This is a genomic window from Tumebacillus sp. BK434 (assembly GCF_004340785.1).
Lineage (GTDB): Bacteria > Bacillota > Bacilli > Tumebacillales > Tumebacillaceae > Tumebacillus_A.
In genome coordinates this window covers 16,113-33,590 of the sequence record NZ_SLXS01000003.1, presented here as the reverse complement: position 1 = coordinate 33,590, position 17,478 = coordinate 16,113, and the positions used below count along the sequence as shown (strand labels likewise).

16 protein-coding genes and 1 pseudogene are annotated in these 17,478 nt (G+C 58.9%); 9 read left to right on the top strand and 8 right to left on the bottom strand.

Annotated elements, in window-relative coordinates:
• Positions 1-636: 636 nt before the first annotated feature.
• Entirely contained in the window at positions 637-1,896 is a 1,260-nt protein-coding gene (locus tag EV586_RS08340) for an MFS transporter (RefSeq protein ID WP_132944644.1), read from the top strand.
• A 103-nt stretch (positions 1,897-1,999) separates the two neighbouring features.
• Positions 2,000-3,166, top strand: coding sequence for a CapA family protein (locus tag EV586_RS08335; RefSeq protein WP_243652987.1), 1,167 nt, complete (start codon positions 2,000-2,002; stop codon positions 3,164-3,166).
• A 128-nt stretch (positions 3,167-3,294) separates the two neighbouring features.
• Here EV586_RS08335 and EV586_RS08330 read toward each other — a convergent pair whose 3' ends face one another.
• Positions 3,295-3,543, bottom strand: coding sequence for a hypothetical protein (locus EV586_RS08330; RefSeq protein ID WP_132944643.1), 249 nt, complete (start codon positions 3,541-3,543; stop codon positions 3,295-3,297).
• 86 nt (positions 3,544-3,629) lie between these two features.
• On the opposite strand from EV586_RS08330, the gene EV586_RS08325 reads away from it, so the two are divergent.
• Positions 3,630-4,655 carry a hypothetical protein gene (locus tag EV586_RS08325; protein ID WP_132944642.1) on the top strand — a complete coding sequence of 342 codons (1,026 nt, stop codon included), beginning with the start codon at positions 3,630-3,632 and terminating at the stop codon, positions 4,653-4,655.
• Between the two features lie 12 nt (positions 4,656-4,667).
• On the opposite strand, the gene EV586_RS08320 is transcribed toward EV586_RS08325, so the two are convergent.
• Positions 4,668-5,144, bottom strand: a complete 477-nt coding sequence (locus EV586_RS08320; protein ID WP_132944641.1) for a GNAT family N-acetyltransferase — start codon at positions 5,142-5,144, stop codon at positions 4,668-4,670.
• 64 nt (positions 5,145-5,208) lie between these two features.
• On the opposite strand from EV586_RS08320, the gene EV586_RS08315 reads away from it, so the two are divergent.
• The 5 genes from EV586_RS08315 to EV586_RS08295 are packed head-to-tail and all read left to right on the top strand — an operon-like array spanning position 5,209 to position 9,508.
• Positions 5,209-6,363 (top strand): class I SAM-dependent methyltransferase, encoded by a 1,155-nt coding sequence (locus tag EV586_RS08315; protein ID WP_165898435.1) that lies wholly within the window; start codon positions 5,209-5,211, stop codon positions 6,361-6,363.
• Positions 6,364-6,383: 20 nt separating this feature from the next.
• A complete protein-coding gene (locus EV586_RS08310; protein WP_243652986.1) occupies positions 6,384-6,950 on the top strand; it encodes a 5' nucleotidase, NT5C type in 567 nt (188 codons plus the stop codon).
• Entirely contained in the window at positions 6,934-7,881 is a 948-nt protein-coding gene (locus EV586_RS08305; RefSeq protein ID WP_165898434.1) for an NAD(P)/FAD-dependent oxidoreductase, read from the top strand. Before EV586_RS08310 ends, EV586_RS08305 begins: the two co-directional genes overlap by 17 nt.
• Positions 7,878-8,369 carry an NUDIX domain-containing protein gene (locus EV586_RS08300; protein ID WP_132944638.1) on the top strand — a complete coding sequence of 164 codons (492 nt, stop codon included), beginning with the start codon at positions 7,878-7,880 and terminating at the stop codon, positions 8,367-8,369. Before EV586_RS08305 ends, EV586_RS08300 begins: the two co-directional genes overlap by 4 nt.
• Before the next feature lie 5 nt (positions 8,370-8,374).
• Positions 8,375-9,508, top strand: coding sequence for an alanine racemase (locus EV586_RS08295; protein ID WP_132944637.1), 1,134 nt, complete (start codon positions 8,375-8,377; stop codon positions 9,506-9,508).
• Between the two features lie 51 nt (positions 9,509-9,559).
• On the opposite strand, the pseudogene EV586_RS21845 reads toward EV586_RS08295, so the two are convergent.
• The 6 genes and pseudogenes from EV586_RS21845 to EV586_RS08265 all read right to left on the bottom strand — a co-directional run.
• A pseudogene (locus EV586_RS21845) lies at positions 9,560-9,736 on the bottom strand (DapH/DapD/GlmU-related protein); the annotation flags it as partial.
• A 558-nt stretch (positions 9,737-10,294) separates the two neighbouring features.
• Positions 10,295-11,536, bottom strand: a complete 1,242-nt coding sequence (locus EV586_RS08285; RefSeq protein ID WP_132944636.1) for a DUF1501 domain-containing protein — start codon at positions 11,534-11,536, stop codon at positions 10,295-10,297.
• A 19-nt stretch (positions 11,537-11,555) separates the two neighbouring features.
• Positions 11,556-12,821 carry a DUF1800 domain-containing protein gene (locus tag EV586_RS08280; RefSeq protein WP_165898433.1) on the bottom strand — a complete coding sequence of 422 codons (1,266 nt, stop codon included), beginning with the start codon at positions 12,819-12,821 and terminating at the stop codon, positions 11,556-11,558.
• A 92-nt stretch (positions 12,822-12,913) separates the two neighbouring features.
• Entirely contained in the window at positions 12,914-13,783 is an 870-nt protein-coding gene (locus EV586_RS08275; protein ID WP_132944634.1) for a 2-oxoacid:ferredoxin oxidoreductase subunit beta, read from the bottom strand.
• Between the two features lie 2 nt (positions 13,784-13,785).
• Positions 13,786-15,516 (bottom strand): 2-oxoacid:acceptor oxidoreductase subunit alpha, encoded by a 1,731-nt coding sequence (locus tag EV586_RS08270; RefSeq protein WP_132944633.1) that lies wholly within the window; start codon positions 15,514-15,516, stop codon positions 13,786-13,788.
• A 74-nt stretch (positions 15,517-15,590) separates the two neighbouring features.
• Positions 15,591-16,556, bottom strand: coding sequence for a GntR family transcriptional regulator (locus EV586_RS08265; RefSeq protein ID WP_132944632.1), 966 nt, complete (start codon positions 16,554-16,556; stop codon positions 15,591-15,593).
• Positions 16,557-16,721: 165 nt separating this feature from the next.
• Between EV586_RS08265 and EV586_RS08260 the strand changes: the two genes are divergently transcribed.
• On the top strand, positions 16,722-17,465 hold the full coding sequence (locus EV586_RS08260) for a glycerophosphodiester phosphodiesterase (protein WP_132944631.1): 744 nt from the start codon (positions 16,722-16,724) through the stop codon (positions 17,463-17,465).
• The last annotated feature ends 13 nt before the right edge of the window (positions 17,466-17,478 follow it).

Sequence of the window (17,478 nt, the reverse complement as noted above, 5' to 3'; positions counted from 1 at the left end):
TAAGTTCTAGAATTCGATAGTTACGGTGATTTTGATGTTGCGCTCCATGAATGTCACCCCCATACTTTTTTATTAGTTAAACCGGAGAGAATAAGTTCTAGAATTCGATGGTGATGGTGATTTTGATGTTGCGCTCCATGAATGTCACCCCCGATAAGTTTATTGGTGTGTCACGATGTTAAATAAGTTCTAGAATTCGATGGTGATGGTGATTTTAACGTTGCGCTCCATGAATGTCACCCCCGGTCGGTTATTTTATTTAAACCCCGTTAGTTAAGGATTAGAATTCGATGGTGATGGTGATTTTGATGTTGCGTTCCATGAATACTCACCCCTTAGCCCCATATTTCGTTTCTCTGTTTAGAATGTTTCGAAAAAAACCTAGAACTCGATGGTGACGGTGATTTTGATGTTGCGCTCCATGGTGTGGCACCCCCTTACATGTTAAGTTATCTCGTAAGTTGTAACTTGCTGTTGACTACATTCTGGCATGAAAATAGTTTAAATGCAAGTGTTTTCTGAAAAATTTATTTGATATATAATAGCTTCATATCCAAGCAGGTGGTAAATAACTTTAACGTCTATGGATTAAAGTGAAAATTCTGACTAAAAATCATTCTAAAGAGGAGAATTACAATGGCTAATGTTCAAACGACCAATTCAACGCAGCCTGAACCGAAACCGCTGGGGTACAAAGAGTTGTTATCGATCCGCAATTATCTTTATCTATTAGGAGCACAGTTTGTATCAGATCTGGGCGAAGGAGTCTATCGGCTGGCGCTGGCGTGGGCGATGCTGGAGATGACCGGCTCCGCTTTGATGATGTCGACGGTGCTGGTGGCGCAGATGGTGCCGGCGATCGTCTTCGGGATCTTCGCCGGGGTCATGGTCGACCGGGGGAACAAGCGCAAATATATGCTGCGCGCGGACTTTTACCGGGCTCTGGTCGTCGCAGCGGTCGTCGCGCTGTGGTATCTCGACCTGCTGCAGCCGTGGATGCTGATCCTCGCTTCGGTGATTCTCGCTTCCTTTACGGCGTTTTTCACCCCGGCCCGCTCGGTGGCGGTGCGCTTCCTGGTGCCCGACCACGCGCTGATGCAGGCGAAGTCGTTGTCGACTTCGACCAACACGATCGTCTCGCTGGTCGCTCCGGCGCTCGGCGGTCTGCTCGTCTCGATCGACATGGGGCTGGCGTTTCTGGTCAACGCGGTGACGTTCTTCCTGTCGCTGCTCCTGATCTCGCTGATTCGCAATGAAGAGCTGACCAAAGTGGTTGAAGGGAAACTGAACTTCTCCGTCTTTAAGCAAAGCTTGCAAGAAGGCTATCGCACGATCATGGGCAACAAGACGCTGAAGTCGCTCGTCTATTATGTGGTCTTGCTGAACTTGCTCTTGGCGCCGAGCGGCGTGCTGATTCCGATGTACGCCTTTCAGGTGTCCGACATGGGCGCGGCGGGCCTGGCGGTGTTTGAGATCACCTTCTTTGCCGGGGTGTTGCTCGGCTCGATCGTGCTCGGCTATCTGACGCGCTGGCCGAAGATCGCGCTGGTGATCACCGGGATCCTCCTGCTTCTGGCAGCGTTTATGGTGCTGGCGTTTGTGAAGAACTTCTACGTTGCGACCGTGATGATGTTCGTCCTCGGCCTCGGCACACCGATGACCAATGTGCCGCTGTCGACGATGTTTGCCTTGAAAGTGCCGCGCGAACTGCTCGGACGCGCTTCGAGCGCGATCGGGATCTTGACGATGACCTCGGCGCCCCTCGCCCTGTCGCTGTCCGGTTCGGTGCTGGCGGTGGTGTCGATCAGCGAATTCTTCATGTACTGCAGCGCTTTCGGCTTGCTGCTGGTCGTGATGATGCTGCTCAATCCGGTGATTCGCAAATCGGAAGCTTAAATCTGCGGGACAAAAACACCTTGCCTCTACAGGTAAGGTGTTTTATTTTGTATAATCGACTTATGTTTGGAAGACAGTATGAAGGAAAAAGGGGTCTGGTGCAGTGGGAAAAGTGTTGATGGCAGCAGTATCGATCGCACTGGCGGCCGGCATGGTCGGATGCAGCGCGAACGGCGCGCCGAATCCGAACGGGCAGATCAAGACGCCGGAAGCGGTGAACAACCCGCCGCAGCAGGAACGGGAGCCGGAGCCGGTGACAACGCAGGCGACGGTGGCGGCAATCGGGGACATTTTGATTCACTCGTCGTTGTACAAGGATGCGCAGACGGCAAATGGCGGCTATGATTTTCGCTATCAGTTCGAGCTGGTCAAGCCGTATCTGCTGAAGCCGGATTTGGCGATCGCCAATCAGGAGACGATGATCGGCGGCGTGGAGGTCGGGCTGTCCGACTATCCGATGTTCAACTCGCCGTACGAAGTCGGCGATGCGCTGAAAGACGCGGGCATCGACGTGGTGTCGATCGCCAACAACCACTCGCTCGATGCGGGCGAGGCGGGGATTCGCAGCGCTTTGCAGCATTGGGACGAGCTGGGGATGCCCTATGTCGGGGTCTACAAGTCGTCCGAGGACCAGCAGAACATCCGCGTGGTCGAGAAGAACGGGATCAAGTTCGCGATCTTGTCCTACACCTACGGGACGAACGGGATTCCGCTGCCGGAAGGAAAAGACTATCTGGTCAATCTGATCGACCCGGAGAAAATGAAAGCGGCGGTGCGCAAAGCGAAAACGGAAGCCGATGTGGTGATCATGAACCTGCACACCGGCAATGAATATCAGCGCCTGCCGAGCGACGAGCAGAAAGCGCTGGTGCGGGAGATGACCAAGGAAGGCGTCGACATCGTGCTCGGTCATCATCCACATGTGCTGCAACCGGTCGAGTGGATCGACAACGGGGACGGGCGCAAGTCGTTTGTCGTCTATTCCCTGGGCAATTTCATCTCCGGGCAAGACGAGATCTACCGCGAGATCGGCGGCATCTTGGAGCTGGACGTGGAGAAAGTGACCAAAGGCGACGCAAAGACGATCACTCTGAAAAATCCGGCCTTTCTGCCAGTCTGGACGCACAAGCGCAACTGGCGCCAATACAAAGTCTATCCGCTTGCCGATGTCACCTCTGAGCAGTTGCCGCGCAGCCAGGAGCTGTACGCAGAGATCAACGCCCATATGAAACAATGGGTGCCGGAATTAAAGAATACGCTTCCGAAGTAGATCGTTAGGTTTCCTAAATAAAAATAGCTATTAGGTAAGAGCCGATTTAGAGTGCCTATTATATGAAGGAACACGATTTAAAAGAGACAAAAAAACACCTCTGCCGTGCGCGGCGAGAGGTGTTTTTGCTATTCGCGCTCGATTTTGTCGAGGACGACGGAGAGGGCGAGGGCGCGGGACGTCGTGATGTTGCTCCCGTAGACGATCAGCTTGTCCCCGCTGTTCGGGGTGCCGATGGCGTAAAATTCGCCTTTCAAGTTCTCGTAGACTTCGATGTTGAAGTCGCCTTTTTCCGTCTGGTACTCGTATGTCTCCTTGCGCAGCAAGGTGCCGCCTTCGGGGATCTCCGTCTCCGTCCATTCTTTTGGCATTTGCAACGTGCTTCACTCCTTCTTTCACAGTATCGACAAAACTGTCATGCTATACTAGGGGCAGGAAAAGATTTCCGATTGGAGGGAGTCGCTTGAAAGTATCTCTGCCTCGTTTACGTCCGCTGCAATGGTTCCTCCTGCTCGCCATCCTCGTCGCAGGCGTCGATTATGCCGCGCTGCAGGTGGCTGCCCATTATCCAAGTGAGCAAGAAGCGGTGGCGCTTGGCGTCGCGTTCGATCTGATCTTGACCATTCCGCTGCTCTATTATTTTCTCGTGATTCGCAAGTCGAAGCAGTCTTGGCTGGCCGTCTTGCCCGTTTTTTTCTTCGGCACGCTGGCCGGAAAATACATGCTGCCCGCCTCGCAGAGTGAATGGTTTGACAGGCTGATCTATGTCGCGCCTGTACTGGAGGCGGGACTGGTCTTGTTTGTGCTGTTCAAACTCCGCACGCTGGTCAAGCAGTACCGTGCATTGCGCGCGACGGCGTTCCACTGGATCGACGCGTTTCGCAGCGCGCTCGCTTCTTCCATTGGCGAATCGCGCCTCGTCGACCTGCTGGCGATGGACGTCGGCATGCTCAGCTACGCGCTTAACTTCAGCAAGCCGAAGCCGCAGCGGTTCCCGGCTTTTACCTATCATCAAGATTCCAGCCTGAAAGCGCTGGTGATCGTATTTTCGCTGCTCCTGCTCTTGGAAAGCACGCTGACGCACATGCTGATCGCCGTCTGGAGCGACATCGTCGCCTGGATCGCCACCGCGTCGAGCCTGTACACGATCTTGATCCTCATCGCTTACTACAACTCGGTCAAACACAGCCCGATTCTGGTCAGCCGCGATCAGGTCTATGTGCGCATCGGCTTTGCCAGCCATGTGCTGATCGATAAAGCAAACATCGCGGGCGTGCAGCGCCTTGGGGTCAGCTACGAGGAAAAACGCGACAAACACGCGTTCTACGCCGTGCTGCTGATGGAGGAGCCGCAGTTGGAAATCAAGCTGCACCAGCCGGTCATCCTGCACGGGCCGCTGGGCCGACAAACGCCGGTCGGCCGCGTGTTGCTGAAAGTCGATGATCCGCACCGTTTCATCAGCGCATTGGAACAAGGGGAGGGCGCATAGCTCCTCCCTTTTTTACATCAATTTGTACATCAGCAGGTCGTCGACATAGCGTCCGCCCAGGAAAAACTCCTGCACGAGGCGCCCTTGCTCGACATATCCGCAGCGCTTGTAGAACTCGATCGCGCCGGGATTGCTGGCCAGCACGCGCAGCGCCACTTTGCGCTTGCCCGCGGCGCGGGCTTGTTCTTCGATCGCCTGCAGCAGCCGGCGGCCGATGCCTTGACCATGATAGCCCGGGTGGACGGCGATCGACAGCTCGGTCACATGATCGTTGCTCGGCAGGCCGGTCGGGTTGCGGCTTTGCACATAGCCGCAGACCACGCCGTCCAGTTCGGCGACGATCTGCGAGCCTGGCGGGCAGCGCTTCAGAAATTCTTCAGGTGAAGTCCAGCTGTTATCGGAGACTGCGCTGTCGACCGTCCAGGCGGAGTTGTCAACAGCGATCAATTGCACCGCATCTTCGGCGGCAGAGGGACGAATGATCAGCATCAGGAAATACCTCCTTTATGTTACAATAACCATAATCGACAGGTTCGGAAAGGGGTTATTTTCAATGAGCGGTCTTGTGCGCGCACGGCTGGCAGAACTTTTGTCTGCCCAGGGCAAGCTGACCTTTGCGGAATTTATGGACATTGCGTTGTATCATCCCACGGCGGGCTATTACAACCGCCCGGAGATGACGATCGGGCCGGGGGGCGATTTTTACACATCGCCGATGGTGCACCCGATCTTTGGCGCCTGCGTGGCGCGGCAAGTCTGGCAGATGTGGAATCTGCTCGGCAAGCCCGACCCGTTTTTTGTGCTGGAGATGGGCGCAGGCGTCGGCGCGATGGCGGTCGACTTCCTGCGTATGGCGGAGCGCGACGCGGCGTTTTACCGCGCGGTGCGCTATCACATCGTCGAGCAGGGCGCTGCGCTGCGCGAGCGGCAGCAGGCGGCGGCCGAAGCGGCCGGGCAGCGGGGCAAGATCGAATGGTTCGAGACGCTTGGGCAACTGCCGGGCGGACAGGTTGGCGTGATCTTCAGCAACGAGCTGTTCGACGCGTTACCGGTGCACCGTCTGGGCAAGGCGGAAAGCGGCTATGTGGAATTTTACATCGAGGCGGACGGCAACGGCTACCGCGAGACGGCGGGGGAGCTGTCCGATCCGCAGCTTGTGGCCTTGGTTGACGAAGCGACCTTGACGCAGTTGCAGCCGGGCGAGCGCTTCGAAGTCTGTCCGGCGGCAGGAGAGGTCATCGAAGCGATGGGGCGTCTGCTGGAACGGGGCTTTGTGCTGACGATCGACTACGGCAACCTCGCGCCCGACGTCCACCTGCGCCATCGCAAAGGCACCGGTGTGCGGGCGTTTTGGAAGCAGAAGCTGACCGAGCCGCTGGAGCGGGTCGGCGAGCAGGATCTGACGGCCGACCTCGACTTCTCGCTCTTGATCCGGCGCGGGGAGCAGGCCGGGCTGCAGGAAGTCGGCTTTACCGACCAGATGCATCTTCTCGGCGGCAACGGCTTTTTGCAAAAAGTCGCCGAGCTGCAGAAGCGGGCGCGGGAGCACATGGATCTGATGGCCGATGAAGAGCTGCACAAAATGCTGGCGCTGTTTATGCCGCAGTCGCTCGGCGAAGTGTTCAAAGTGCTGATTCAAGCCAAAGGGCTGGAGGCGGCCGCGCTGAAAGATAAGATTGGGGCTCTGACATTTTCACTGGATGAGTAAGACACAGGAGGGCCGGTACGTTGAAGAGAAAGACGCTGTTGATCGATATGGATTCGGTGATCGTCGACCTGATGAGCGAATGGTTTCGCCGCTACAATGAGCAGCACGGCGACGATCTGACCGTGGAGCGGGTCGGGTGCTGGCAGACGGAGAAATATGTAAAGCCGGAGTGCGGCATGAAGATCTATGAGTACCTCGATGCACCGGGGCTGTTTCGCGGGCTGAAGCCGCTGCCTCATGCGCTGGAAGTGCTGGAGCGGCTGGCGAAGCTGTACGACATTTTGATCGTGACCTCTTCGCGGACGTTTGCGTACACGGAGAAGGAGCAATGGGTGGAGGAGCATCTGCCCTTCATTGGCAAAGGCAATCTGATCTTTTCGCATAAGAAGAACATGATCTGCGGCGATCTGCTGTTTGACGATGCGCCGCACAATCTGGAAGCGTTTCAAGCGACGGGGCGGACCAGCATTGCGATGGACTATCCGTACAACCGCTCGGTCGACGTGCCGCGCGTCTCCGGATGGCTGGAATTTGAATCGTTTCTTGCCGATGGAAAGTGGGGGAGCGAGGGTGAACAGGCAACGTGATGTGGTGATTCTCGGCGGCGGTCCGGCAGGCATGACCGCCGCGCTGTGGTGCAGGCGGCTCGGGCTGTCGCATCTGCTGCTCGAAGCGGAGGAGCGCTTGGGCGGGCAATTGTTTGCCATCCAAAACGAAGTGATCGACTACCCGGCCGTCCCGGTGAAAAGCGGCGCGGAGCTGCAGGTGAAGTTCGCCGCCCATGTCGAATTGCTCGGCTGTGAAATCGAACGGGGCGTTTGGGTGCGCGAAGTGCACCTGGCGGAGCGCTTGATGCGCGTCCGTCTGGCGAACGGCGGAGAAGAGCAGATCGGATTTCGCGGCTTGATCGCGGCGACGGGCGGTGCGGAGCGCAGGCTTGGCGTGCCCGGTGAGCAGGAGATGATCGACCGGGGCGAAGTGTATTCCGCGACGCGCGACCGCGAGCGCTTTGCCGGCAAGCGGGCGGCGGTGGTCGGCGGCGGCGACCGGGCGTTTGAAGGGGCGCTGCTGCTGGCCGAGCACGGGGCGGACGTGGTGCTGATCCACCGCTCGGAGCAATTTCGGGCGCGCGAGGAATTTTTGCAGCCGGTGCTGGCCCATCCGAAGATCGAGCTGCTGACTCATGCCAAGGTGGAGCGGATCTATGGCGAAAGAGCGGTGCAGGGTGTCGAGGTGGCGCTGCGCGACGGCACGGTGCAGCAGCTGGAGGTGCAGGGGCTGTTCGTGCGGATCGGTGTGGAGCCGAACTCGCACCTCCTGCGCGGACAGGTCGCGACCGATGCGGAAGGTTATCCGCTGGTTGATGCGACCGGGCAGACCAGCTTTCCCGGCGTGTTCGCCGTCGGCGATCTCTGCACGCGGCCGTTGTATTCGGGCATCGCGTCGGCTGTCGGGCAGGCGATGATCGCGGCGAAACAGGTGTCGCTGTATGTGGAGCAAAAGGGGGCGGAGCTGTGAGGTACGAATTTGCAGGTTCCTATCCCGGCCAGCAGGTGCGGTTGAGCTTTGCGCGCTGCGATTTTCAGGAGGCCGGGTATGTGCTGGTCTTTGCCTTTTATGAAGGCAGGCTGCTGATGACCCGCCATCAAAAGCGGGGCTGGGAGATCCCGGGCGGCACGCGCGAGGCGGGCGAATTCACCGTGCAGACGGCGATTCGCGAAGTGTATGAGGAGACAGGTGCGGAAGTCTGCGCCATCGAGCCGCTCGGGCAGTATGTGATCGAAGCGGACGGAATGGCACCGCTGGTCAAGACGATCTACGTCGCGGAGATCGGTGCGCTGCATCCGCTGCCGGAGGGCTTCGAGACGGAAGAGGTGCGCCTGTTCGACGAGCCGCCGACGCCGGAAGCGGTGAAGGCGGGGGCGGAGTACAGTTTGATTCTGAAGGATGATGTGTACGCCCACGCCTTGGAGCGCGTGCGCGGCCATCGCTTCCGGGCGAGGTGACAGGCATGGCGGAGCTGTGGCAGCTTTTGACGGAGGAAGACTGGGATACGCCGCAGGTGATCGTACATCGCGGCAAGCTGCTGGCGAATATTGAGGCGATGGCGGCGTTTGCCAACCGGCACGGCGTGCGCGTCCGCCCGCATGTGAAGACGCACAAGACGTGGGAGATCTTCGCGCTGCAGCAGGCGGCCGGCGCGGTGGGGCTGACCTGTGCCAAGCTCGGCGAAGCGGACGTTTTTTTGCAGCGCGGGGCGACCAGCGTGCTCGTCGCCTATCCGCTGGTCGGATCGCGCAAGCTGGAGCGCCTGTTTGCTCTGCTGGCGCGGTTTCCGGAGGCGGAGGTGCAGACGATCGTCGACAGCCCGGAGCAGGCGGCAGCGCTCGCACAGGCGGCGGTGTCGCGAGGGCTGGAGCTGCCGGTGTGGGTGAAGGTGGATTCCGGGCTGCGCAGGGTCGGTGTGCTGCCGGGCGCGCCTGCCGCCAAGCTCGTGCGCGTGGTGCAAAAGCTGGCCGGGCTGCGACTGCTCGGTCTGTTGACGCATGCCGGACATGCGTACGGCGCGGCGTCGCCGGAACAGGTTGCAGAGATCGGCGCGCAGGAGGCAGCCTGTCTTGTGGAGACGGCAGCGATGCTGGCCGATCAGGGCGTGGCGGGGCTGCACATCTCGGTCGGCTCGACGCCGACGGTGCGCGTGTCGGGGGCGGTGCCTGACGTGACGGAGATTCGTCCGGGCAACTATGTGTTTTACGATGCCACGCAAGTGCAGCTCGGCGCGGCCACGCCCGATCAGTGCGCTTTGCGCGTGCTGACCCGCGTCGTGGCGCGTCCGGAGCCGGGGCGGATCGTGATCGACGCCGGCGCGAAAACGCTGGCGCTCGACAAAGGCGCACACGGCAGCGATGCGCTGGCCGGGCACGGGCTGATCGTCGGCCATGCCGATGCGGTGATCGAGCGTTTGTCGGAGGAGCACGGCGTGGTGCAGATCGCCGCAGACAGCCCGATTCGCGTCGGCGATCTGCTGGAGATCATTCCGAACCATGCCTGCCCCGTCGTCAATCTGACCGATGAGCTGACGGTGATCGGCGAGGACGGCACATTGGAAACATGGCCGGTGATCGCGCGGGGGAAAGTGAGATAAAACAACAGAAAAACCGCTGACGTTGCGTCAGCGGTTTTTCTGTTTTGCGTTTTACGGCACCCATTGCACTTCTTCTTTGAGCACGCGCGCCGGACTGCCTCCGACGACTGCGTTTGGCGGCACGTCTTTGGTGACGACCGCGCCGGCTGCGATCACCGCGCCGTCGCCGATGGTGACGCCTTTCATGATCGTGGCGCGGGAGCCGATCCAGACGCGGTTGCCGATCTTGATCTTCTTCGTGTTCACCGCGCCTTCCGCGATGCGGTGGAAGTCGGTGTCCATCACTTGCACGTCCCAGGAGATCGCGCAGTCGGTGCCGATCTCCACTTCCGACTTCACGATCAGCTTGGAGTTGGCGGTGATGTAGCTGCGGTCGCCGATCGTCAGCTTCGCGCCAGGGCCGACGAGCACGCGCACGCCTGGGCCGAAGCGGACTTTGCCGTCGATGTTCAGCACGCCGCCTGCGCCGACCTGCATCACGTTGCGGTCGATGCCTTCCTGACCGTTTTGACCGATCTGCGTGTCAAGCCGTCCGACGATCAGCTGCTCACGGACGATGACGGTCGCCGTCTTCGCGATGCTCCAGCGCGTCTTCCAGTGCGTGAAGACGGTGAGCGGCATCGAATAGTTGCGGGTGATCCGGCCTGTCCAATAGATGCTCTTTATATAGTTCAGGGCGTCCCCTGTGACCAGTCGCTGCAAGACCCCGAGGAGCCGTGTTGCGTAACCCAATGCTGATTCCTCCCCTGTATCGTATGAACCTTTCTAGTATACCATGTTCGGAGGTTAGAAGATTGGCAGTTTCTCGAACGGCGCGCCGAGGATGTCCTGCGAGGGTGCGCCGAGCACTCCTTCGAGCAAGGTGGCGTAGACGGAGCGGAAGTCGACCGTGTAGCGCAAGTTGTCGTCTTCGAGCCTGGTCAGGCTCGGCATCTCGCCGTACAGCCCGCCTTTGACCCGCCCGCCGAGGACGAACACAGGTGCGGCTGTGCCGTGATCGGTGCCGGCGGAGGCGTTTTCTCTCAGCCGTCTGCCAAATTCCGAGTAGACGACCACCGTCACTTTTTCTGCCAGTCGGCGCTGTTCCAAGTCTTGATAAAAAGCGGACAAGGCGGCGTCCACCTCCTGCAGCAGGCGGGCGTGCTGCCCTTTTTCCTGCGCATGGTCGTCGAAGCCGCCGAGCTGGGTGAAATACGCTTTCGAGCCGATGCCTGCGCCGATGAACCGGGCGATCAGCTGCAGATTCTCGGCCAGTGGCGATTTGTCCATATAGAGGCCGGAATCATGCGGCAGGCTGAGCCGGGTCTGCACGCGGTCGGAGGCGGTGATGGCGGTCGCACCTTTGGCCTGCACGAGGCGGAGCGGGGACAGGGTGTCGCCAGCTTTGTACATGCCGCGCAGCGCCTGCAGGCGCAAGTCGCGCTCCTGCTCTTGGAAGCGGGTGAGCATCAGTTGGAACGCCTCGACGCTTTCGATCGCCGGCACTTCGTGCTTGGCGGCAGCAAATATTTTCGACGGCGCGCCGACGGTGACGGCGGCGAGCGGATGGGATGCCGCGGGCTGGCTCAGGTCGAGGTAGCGGCCCAGCCAGCCGGTCGTCAGGTCGGTGCGCTCCGGTGCTGCCGTCTGCCAGATCTCCAGCGAGCGAAAGTGGGAGCGGCTCGGCTTCGGATAGCCGACACCGTTGATGACCGCCAGACGGCCCCGGTCGTACAGCTTCTTCAGCCCTTTGAGGCTCGGGTGCAGGCCGAGCGTGGTGTTCAAAGCCAGCACTTCACGCTGTTTGAGCGCCAGCGTCGCACGGTTGTCATAATAGGTGCCGTAGCCGTAGGGAACGACCGTGTTCAAGCCGTCATTGCCGCCGGTCAGTTGGACGACGACGAGAAACTGGTCGCGGGCGGCCGGCGGGGACAAGGCGGGCACCTCGTCTCGCTGCAACTGCTCCCACGAGTACCAGCCGGCCGGGCCGGCCATGGCGAGCAGGAGGAGGGCGGTGCCGCTTTTTTTCAAGAATTCGCGTCTGTCCATCAGCTTTGTGCCCTCCTCATCAGAGCGTCTGCGCTTCCGGCGAGATGAACAGCAGGTAGAGCAGCCCGCGGAGCTTTTTTTCGCCGGTCGCTTTCGTTTGTTTCAGGTAGCTTTCGATCTGGGTGCGCGTCTGCTTCGACAGGTCTTCCAGACCGGCCCGTTTCAGGCAGAGCTCGAGCTTGTCGGCGGACGGCCAGCCGCTCAGCGGCACATTTTCGGCCATCACTTCGGCGTAGTTGAAACGGGCGAACATCATCGACGACGAGAGCCAGGCCGCGCCGGACGGCCAGCCTGCCACCGTCGGCGGGTCGAAGAGCTCCTGTCCCATCAAGTGCAGCGACTGCAAGGTCAGTTTCTGATGCTTCTCCTGCAGTTGAAGGCCGGGGAAGAGGCCGAGGATGCTGATCACGTATTCGACCGGGCTTTTCACCCGCGCCAGGTACGCGCGGTCCGAATAGAACGCTTCAGAGGTGAACAGGGCGCGGAGCAGGGCTTTGATCTCATAGCCGCTTATCACAAAGGCGTCGATCACCGGCTGCAGCACAGAAGGCTCCGGGCTCGGATAGGCGAAAAACTCCCACAGCTTCGCTGCGAGCAACCGCGCAGTGGCCGGCTGTTTAATGAGCAGATCCACCGTGCCCTGCAGGTCGAAGCTGCCGGTCTGGCCGAGGATCGTCTTCCGCCCGTCATCGTGGTTGATCGGGGAGAAGGTCACCGTCTGCGGACCGATCGGGTCTTTGCGGTTCAGCCGCCAGCCGGTCAAAGCGCGGGCCGCCTCCTGCACGTCCGACTCTGTATAGTTGCCGACGCCGAGCGTAAACAGTTCCATCAATTCGCGGGAAAAATTTTCGTTGGGCGCCGCTTTGATATTGGCGTTGTTGTCCAGCCAGATCATCATCGCCGGGTCGATCGCCACGTCGCAAATCATCTTGCGAAAATTCCCGAGCGCGTGGCGGCGCAAGAGCACATTTTGCCGGGCCATAAAATCGGGGCGTTTCACTTTCTGGATGCCGGAGGTGAAGTGTCCGTGCCAAAACAAGGTCATCCGCTCCTGCAGCGGGTGTTTCGACTTCATCATTTGCAGCAGCCACCACAAAGTCAGCTCCTGCATCTCCGTCCGCTCCCAGACCATGCTCATCGGCGGCTTCGGCGCTTCCAATGTCGTGTTCAAAATGCTCTCAACCACGGCGGCGACCTGCCCGCTTTTCACCGGCGGCGTTTGGAACGCGTATCCTGTCCGGCGCAGCAAATGTGCGATCTTCGCCTCTTCTGTCGCCAAACGCATCGGCTCGACCCCCTTCTTCGTTGTCTCCATCATAATACAAAAAAGGCGACCTTTACAGGTCGCCTTTCGTTGAAAATTCGCGGATTTAACTCTTACGCGAATTCTTTCATCGATTTCAGGAAGTCCGCTTCCGGAAGCACGATGTCCTGATGGACGATCGCTTGTTCGCGGTAGCCCGGGATCAGGTCTTCGTACGCCTTGATCTCTTCGTTGCGGTAGATGATGCCTTTGACCAGGCCGCGCTTCTCGGCGATCATGGAGACCGCTTGGATGCGGTTGGTCGGGTCATAGCCTTCCACCTCGTCGAGGTTGGTCAGGTTCTCTTTGTACCAGTCGTAGGTGTTCACCTTGTTGTAGGTGACGCACGGCGAGTACACGTTGACCAGCGAGAAGCCTTTGTGCGAAATCGCTGCTTTGACGATCTCGGTCATCTGCTTGATGTCCGAGGAGAAGGATTGCGCGACAAATCCTGCGCCCGCTGCCAGTGCCACTTGGGTCGGGATCAGCGAGTTCTCGATGTTGCCTTCCGGAGTGGACTTCGGGTTCTTGAAGCCGTGTGCGGAAGTCGGGGACGTTTGACCTTTGGTCAGACCGTAGATCTGGTTGTCCATGGTGATGTAGGTGATGTCCATGTTGCGGCGTGCCGCATGCATGAAGTGGTTGAGGCCGATCCCGAAGCCGTCGCCGTCGCCGCCGGAAGCGATGACAGTCAGGTCGCGGTTCGCCAGCTTCACACCTTGTGCCACCGGCAGGGAACGGCCGTGGATGGTGTGGAAACCGTAGGAGTTGATGTAGCCGGAGATACGGCCGGAGCAGCCGATACCGGAGATGACAGCGCACTCTTCCGGCTCTTTGCCAAGCTCAGCCAAGGCGCGCTGAATCGCAGCTTGAACCGAGAAGTCACCGCAGCCCGGGCACCAGTTCGGACGGACGTTGTTACGGAAATCTTTTACTGTTGCCACTGTTAGTTCATCTCCTTGATAAAGTTGTAGATCTCAGACGGCACGAACGGGTTGCCGTCGTATTTGACTTGGGACTTCATCTCGCCTTGGACGCCGTTGAAGCGCATGATGTTCAGCAGCTGGCCGGTCGCGTTGTTCTCGATGACGAGAATCTTCTTCGCACGGTTCACATAGGATTGAACGGATGCGGTCGGGAACGGGTTGAGTGCCTTGATGTGCAGGTGGCCGACTTTGTGGCCTTCCGCTTGCAGGCGCTCCATCGCTTCTCCGATCAGGCCCGCGGTGGAGCCGACGCCGATCAGCAGCAGATCGTAATCTTCGCTGCCGTCGAAGGAGAAGGAGTTCGGCAGCTCAAAGCCTGCCAGTTTGCCCAGACGCTTATCCATCATCTTGATGCGGATGCCCGCATCCTCGATCGGACGGCCGACTTCGTTGTGCTCAACGCCGGTCACGTGGTGGATCCCGCCTTTTTTGCCCGGGAAGACGCGCGGGGAGATGCCGTCTTCGGTGAACTTGTAGCGCTTGAACAGTTCACCTTCCGGAGTGGCAGCCAGCTCTTCATCGGTCGCCAGCGCGCCGCGGTCGATGGAGATCTTGCTGTAGTCGAACGGCTCGACGGTCTGATCGGCCAGCGACAGCGCCAGGTCGGTCAGGACGATGGTCGGAACTTGGTATTTGTCGGCCAGGTTGAACGCTTCAGCGGTCATGTAGAAGCATTCTTCCGCGTTGGACGGGGAGAGAACGATCTTCGGAATTTCGCCGTGCGTGCCCCACAGTGCCGCATACATGTCAGATTGCTCATGCTTGGTCGGCATACCGGTGGACGGACCGCCGCGCTGGGTGTCGAAGATGACGAGCGGAGTCTCGGTGATGCCGGAGAGACCGATCGCTTCCATCATCAGGGACAGACCCGGGCCGGAAGTCGAGGTGCAGACGCGGGAGCCGCCGAAGGATGCGCCGATGCACATGGTGATCGCGGCGATCTCGTCTTCGGTCTGCAGTACGTGGCCGCCCACTTTCGGCAGTTTCTTGATTAAGTATTCCATGATATCGGACGCAGGGGTGATCGGGTAGGCCGGCATCAGGCGCACGCCTGCTGCCAGGGAGCCGAAGCCGCACGCATCGTTACCGGTCAGGAACAGGCGTTCCTTGCCGTCGCCCGGTGCCAGTTGCAGGTCGGACAGGTCGATGCCCTGGTCGATGATGTATTGCATGCCCGCTCGCAGAGCGTCCATGTTCGCGTTGACAACGTTTTCACCTTTGCGCAGGAAGCGGTCCTGAATGACAGACAGGAAGGTGTCCGGGTTGATCCCGAGCACAGCTGCAGATGCGCCGACAGTAACCATCGTACGCATGATCGCCGAACCGTTGTCTTCTGCGATTTTCGTCAGCGGCACGGAGAAGAAGCGGATGTTCTTTCCTTCCGGCGCAACCGGGTTGAACTTCGCGTCGGCGATCAGAACGCCGCCGTCGCGCAGCTCGTGCGCGTTGAAGTCGATCGTCTCTTGGTCAAAAGCGATCAAGATGTCCAAGTAGTCCGCGTTGGCAAGGCGTTGCTTGGTCGCAATGCGGATTTTGTAGTTGGTGTGACCGCCTTTGATACGAGACGAGAAATGACGATACCCGTAGATGAAATAACCGTGACGGTTCAGAGCGGTTGCCAATACTGCACCGGTGGAGTCGATACCTTCACCTTGCTGGCCCCCAACTTTCCAAGAAAGCTGATCTAACATTCGTTGTTCCACTCCTCGTTGATTCGAAAGTGATTGATTCTACAGTCTCGAATGCGCTGTCGACATGTCCAATGCTATTGGCGTCGTAAATCTATTAAAGCGGCGCGCAACAAATTGATCGATGCTACATCCGGCTTGTAAACAAACTCGATGATCTCCTGGCGCCTGTGCGCATACTGCTCCACTTCGCGGCGCCGTCCCGGCGAACAGATCACGACATCAAGCCTTGATACGATCTCCGAAACGGGCTCTGCGGTCAACAGACCGGCGAACACCTCGATGTCCAGGTTGTCGATCCCCGCGTTTTTGAGCGCCAGTAATACTTTGCCCGCAAAATTGTCAGATTTACACACCAGACCAATTTTTCTGCCCGCAGGGATGCGGGCGATGCGGACGATCGTCTCGATCTGCGGATCGAGCGCGATGGCGAGCACGTTTTTACGCACTCCGAGCAAATCTTTAACTTCATCATAATGAAAGAATGTGGTAATGACAAGGTCGGAGGCGGCTACGATTGGTTCGTAGCGGTCAAATTCCTGCCGCAGCTCATCCAAAACGATCGGTGTGATCGACACGCCGGAGTCGCCTTGGAGCCGTTTGGCAAAATATTCGACCTGCTCACGGTTGCATTCGATGAACGCGACCCGCACATGACGCAAAAAGTCGATCTTTTCCTTCGCCCGCACATCGGTCAGCTGCACGAACTCTTCGAGCGAAAACCCGAGCTGCAGCCCTTCCTCCATCGCGATGTCGATGATCTTCAGGAGCAGTTCTTTGCGGTTTTCCAAGCGGACGGCGTTGTCGCGGTCACATACAAAAGTACCACGCCCTTGGACGGATGACAAAATGCCTTCCGCTTCAAGTTCCTGGTAAGCCTGTGATACCGTATTGCGGCTGACTTGCAGCTTTTCGGACAATTCGCGCTCCGTCGGCAGCTTGTCACCGGCTTTCCACTCTCCGCGCTTGATCTCGGCCAGAACGGCATCTTTGACCTGAATGTACAGCGGAATCCCGTTTTTCCGGGTGATCGGAAAAGACATTGTGCATACCTCGCGAAAGGGATCAAGTCCGCTTTCGTCACTCTTTCGTCAATAATTTGCTTCGCCAACATTATACACCCCGTGACCTGTTACGGAAAGTTAAATTTGCAGAATGGGTGATATTTGGCATAATTAAGAAGAGTGCTGGACAGAGAGGTGGCTAATATGCCCAAACAGAAGCAGAAGCCGTTAAATCTCGCCCATCGGGGCGCATCGGGCCACGCGCCGGAAAATACGCTGGCTGCGTTCCGTCTCGCCCGCGAGCTCGGCGCGGACGGTTTGGAATTTGACGTGCAGGTGACGAAAGACGGAGTGCCGGTCGTCATCCATGATGAAGCGCTGGTGCGGACGACCGGTGCGAAAGGCTATGTGTTCGACCATACCTTCGAGGAGATCAGGCGTCTCGATGCCGGCTCCTGGTACGGCGAAGCGTTTCGGGGCGAGAGGATCCCGTCGCTGGAAGAAGTTTTGGCGGAGTTCGGCGATCTCGTGCTCAACGCGGAGCTGAAAAATTCGCACTTTGACATGCCGGAACTGGAAGCGAAAGCGATCGGGCTGATTCGCCAATACGGGCTGGAGCAGCGGGTGATCCTCTCGTCGTTTCACCACATGTCTATGCAGCAGTTGCATCGGGCGGCACCCGAGCTCAAAACCGCGCTGCTCTACGACTGCGTGCTGGTCGATGCGGTCGGCTATGCGAAGCGGCTCGGCGCGTCCGCCCTGCACCCGTTTTTCGGGACGGTGAAGCCGGAGTTGATTGCCGAGGCGCATGCGGCCGGGCTGATGGTGAACGTGTGGACGGTGAACGATGAAACGCAAATGCGGCTCTGTGCCGAAGCGGGTGTGGACGCGATCATCACCAACTATCCGGATCGACTGCGGATGGTTTTGAACTCGGTGTTGGATTGAACTCAATCTAGTA

What these genes read in the sequence shown, in the direction of transcription:
- EV586_RS08295 (WP_132944637.1), top strand. Translation starts at nt 8,375, where the DNA reads ATGGCGGAGCTGTGGCAGCTTTTGACGGAGGAAGACTGGGATACGCCG.
- EV586_RS08340 (WP_132944644.1), top strand. Translation starts at nt 637, where the DNA reads ATGGCTAATGTTCAAACGACCAATTCAACGCAGCCTGAACCGAAACCG.
- EV586_RS08320 (WP_132944641.1), bottom strand. Translation starts at nt 5,144, where the DNA reads ATGCTGATCATTCGTCCCTCTGCCGCCGAAGATGCGGTGCAATTGATC.
- EV586_RS08285 (WP_132944636.1), bottom strand. Translation starts at nt 11,536, where the DNA reads ATGGACAGACGCGAATTCTTGAAAAAAAGCGGCACCGCCCTCCTCCTG.
- EV586_RS08265 (WP_132944632.1), bottom strand. Translation starts at nt 16,556, where the DNA reads ATGTCTTTTCCGATCACCCGGAAAAACGGGATTCCGCTGTACATTCAG.
- EV586_RS08270 (WP_132944633.1), bottom strand. Translation starts at nt 15,516, where the DNA reads ATGTTAGATCAGCTTTCTTGGAAAGTTGGGGGCCAGCAAGGTGAAGGT.
- EV586_RS08280 (WP_165898433.1), bottom strand. Translation starts at nt 12,821, where the DNA reads ATGCGTTTGGCGACAGAAGAGGCGAAGATCGCACATTTGCTGCGCCGG.
- EV586_RS08315 (WP_165898435.1), top strand. Translation starts at nt 5,209, where the DNA reads ATGAGCGGTCTTGTGCGCGCACGGCTGGCAGAACTTTTGTCTGCCCAG.
- EV586_RS08260 (WP_132944631.1), top strand. Translation starts at nt 16,722, where the DNA reads ATGCCCAAACAGAAGCAGAAGCCGTTAAATCTCGCCCATCGGGGCGCA.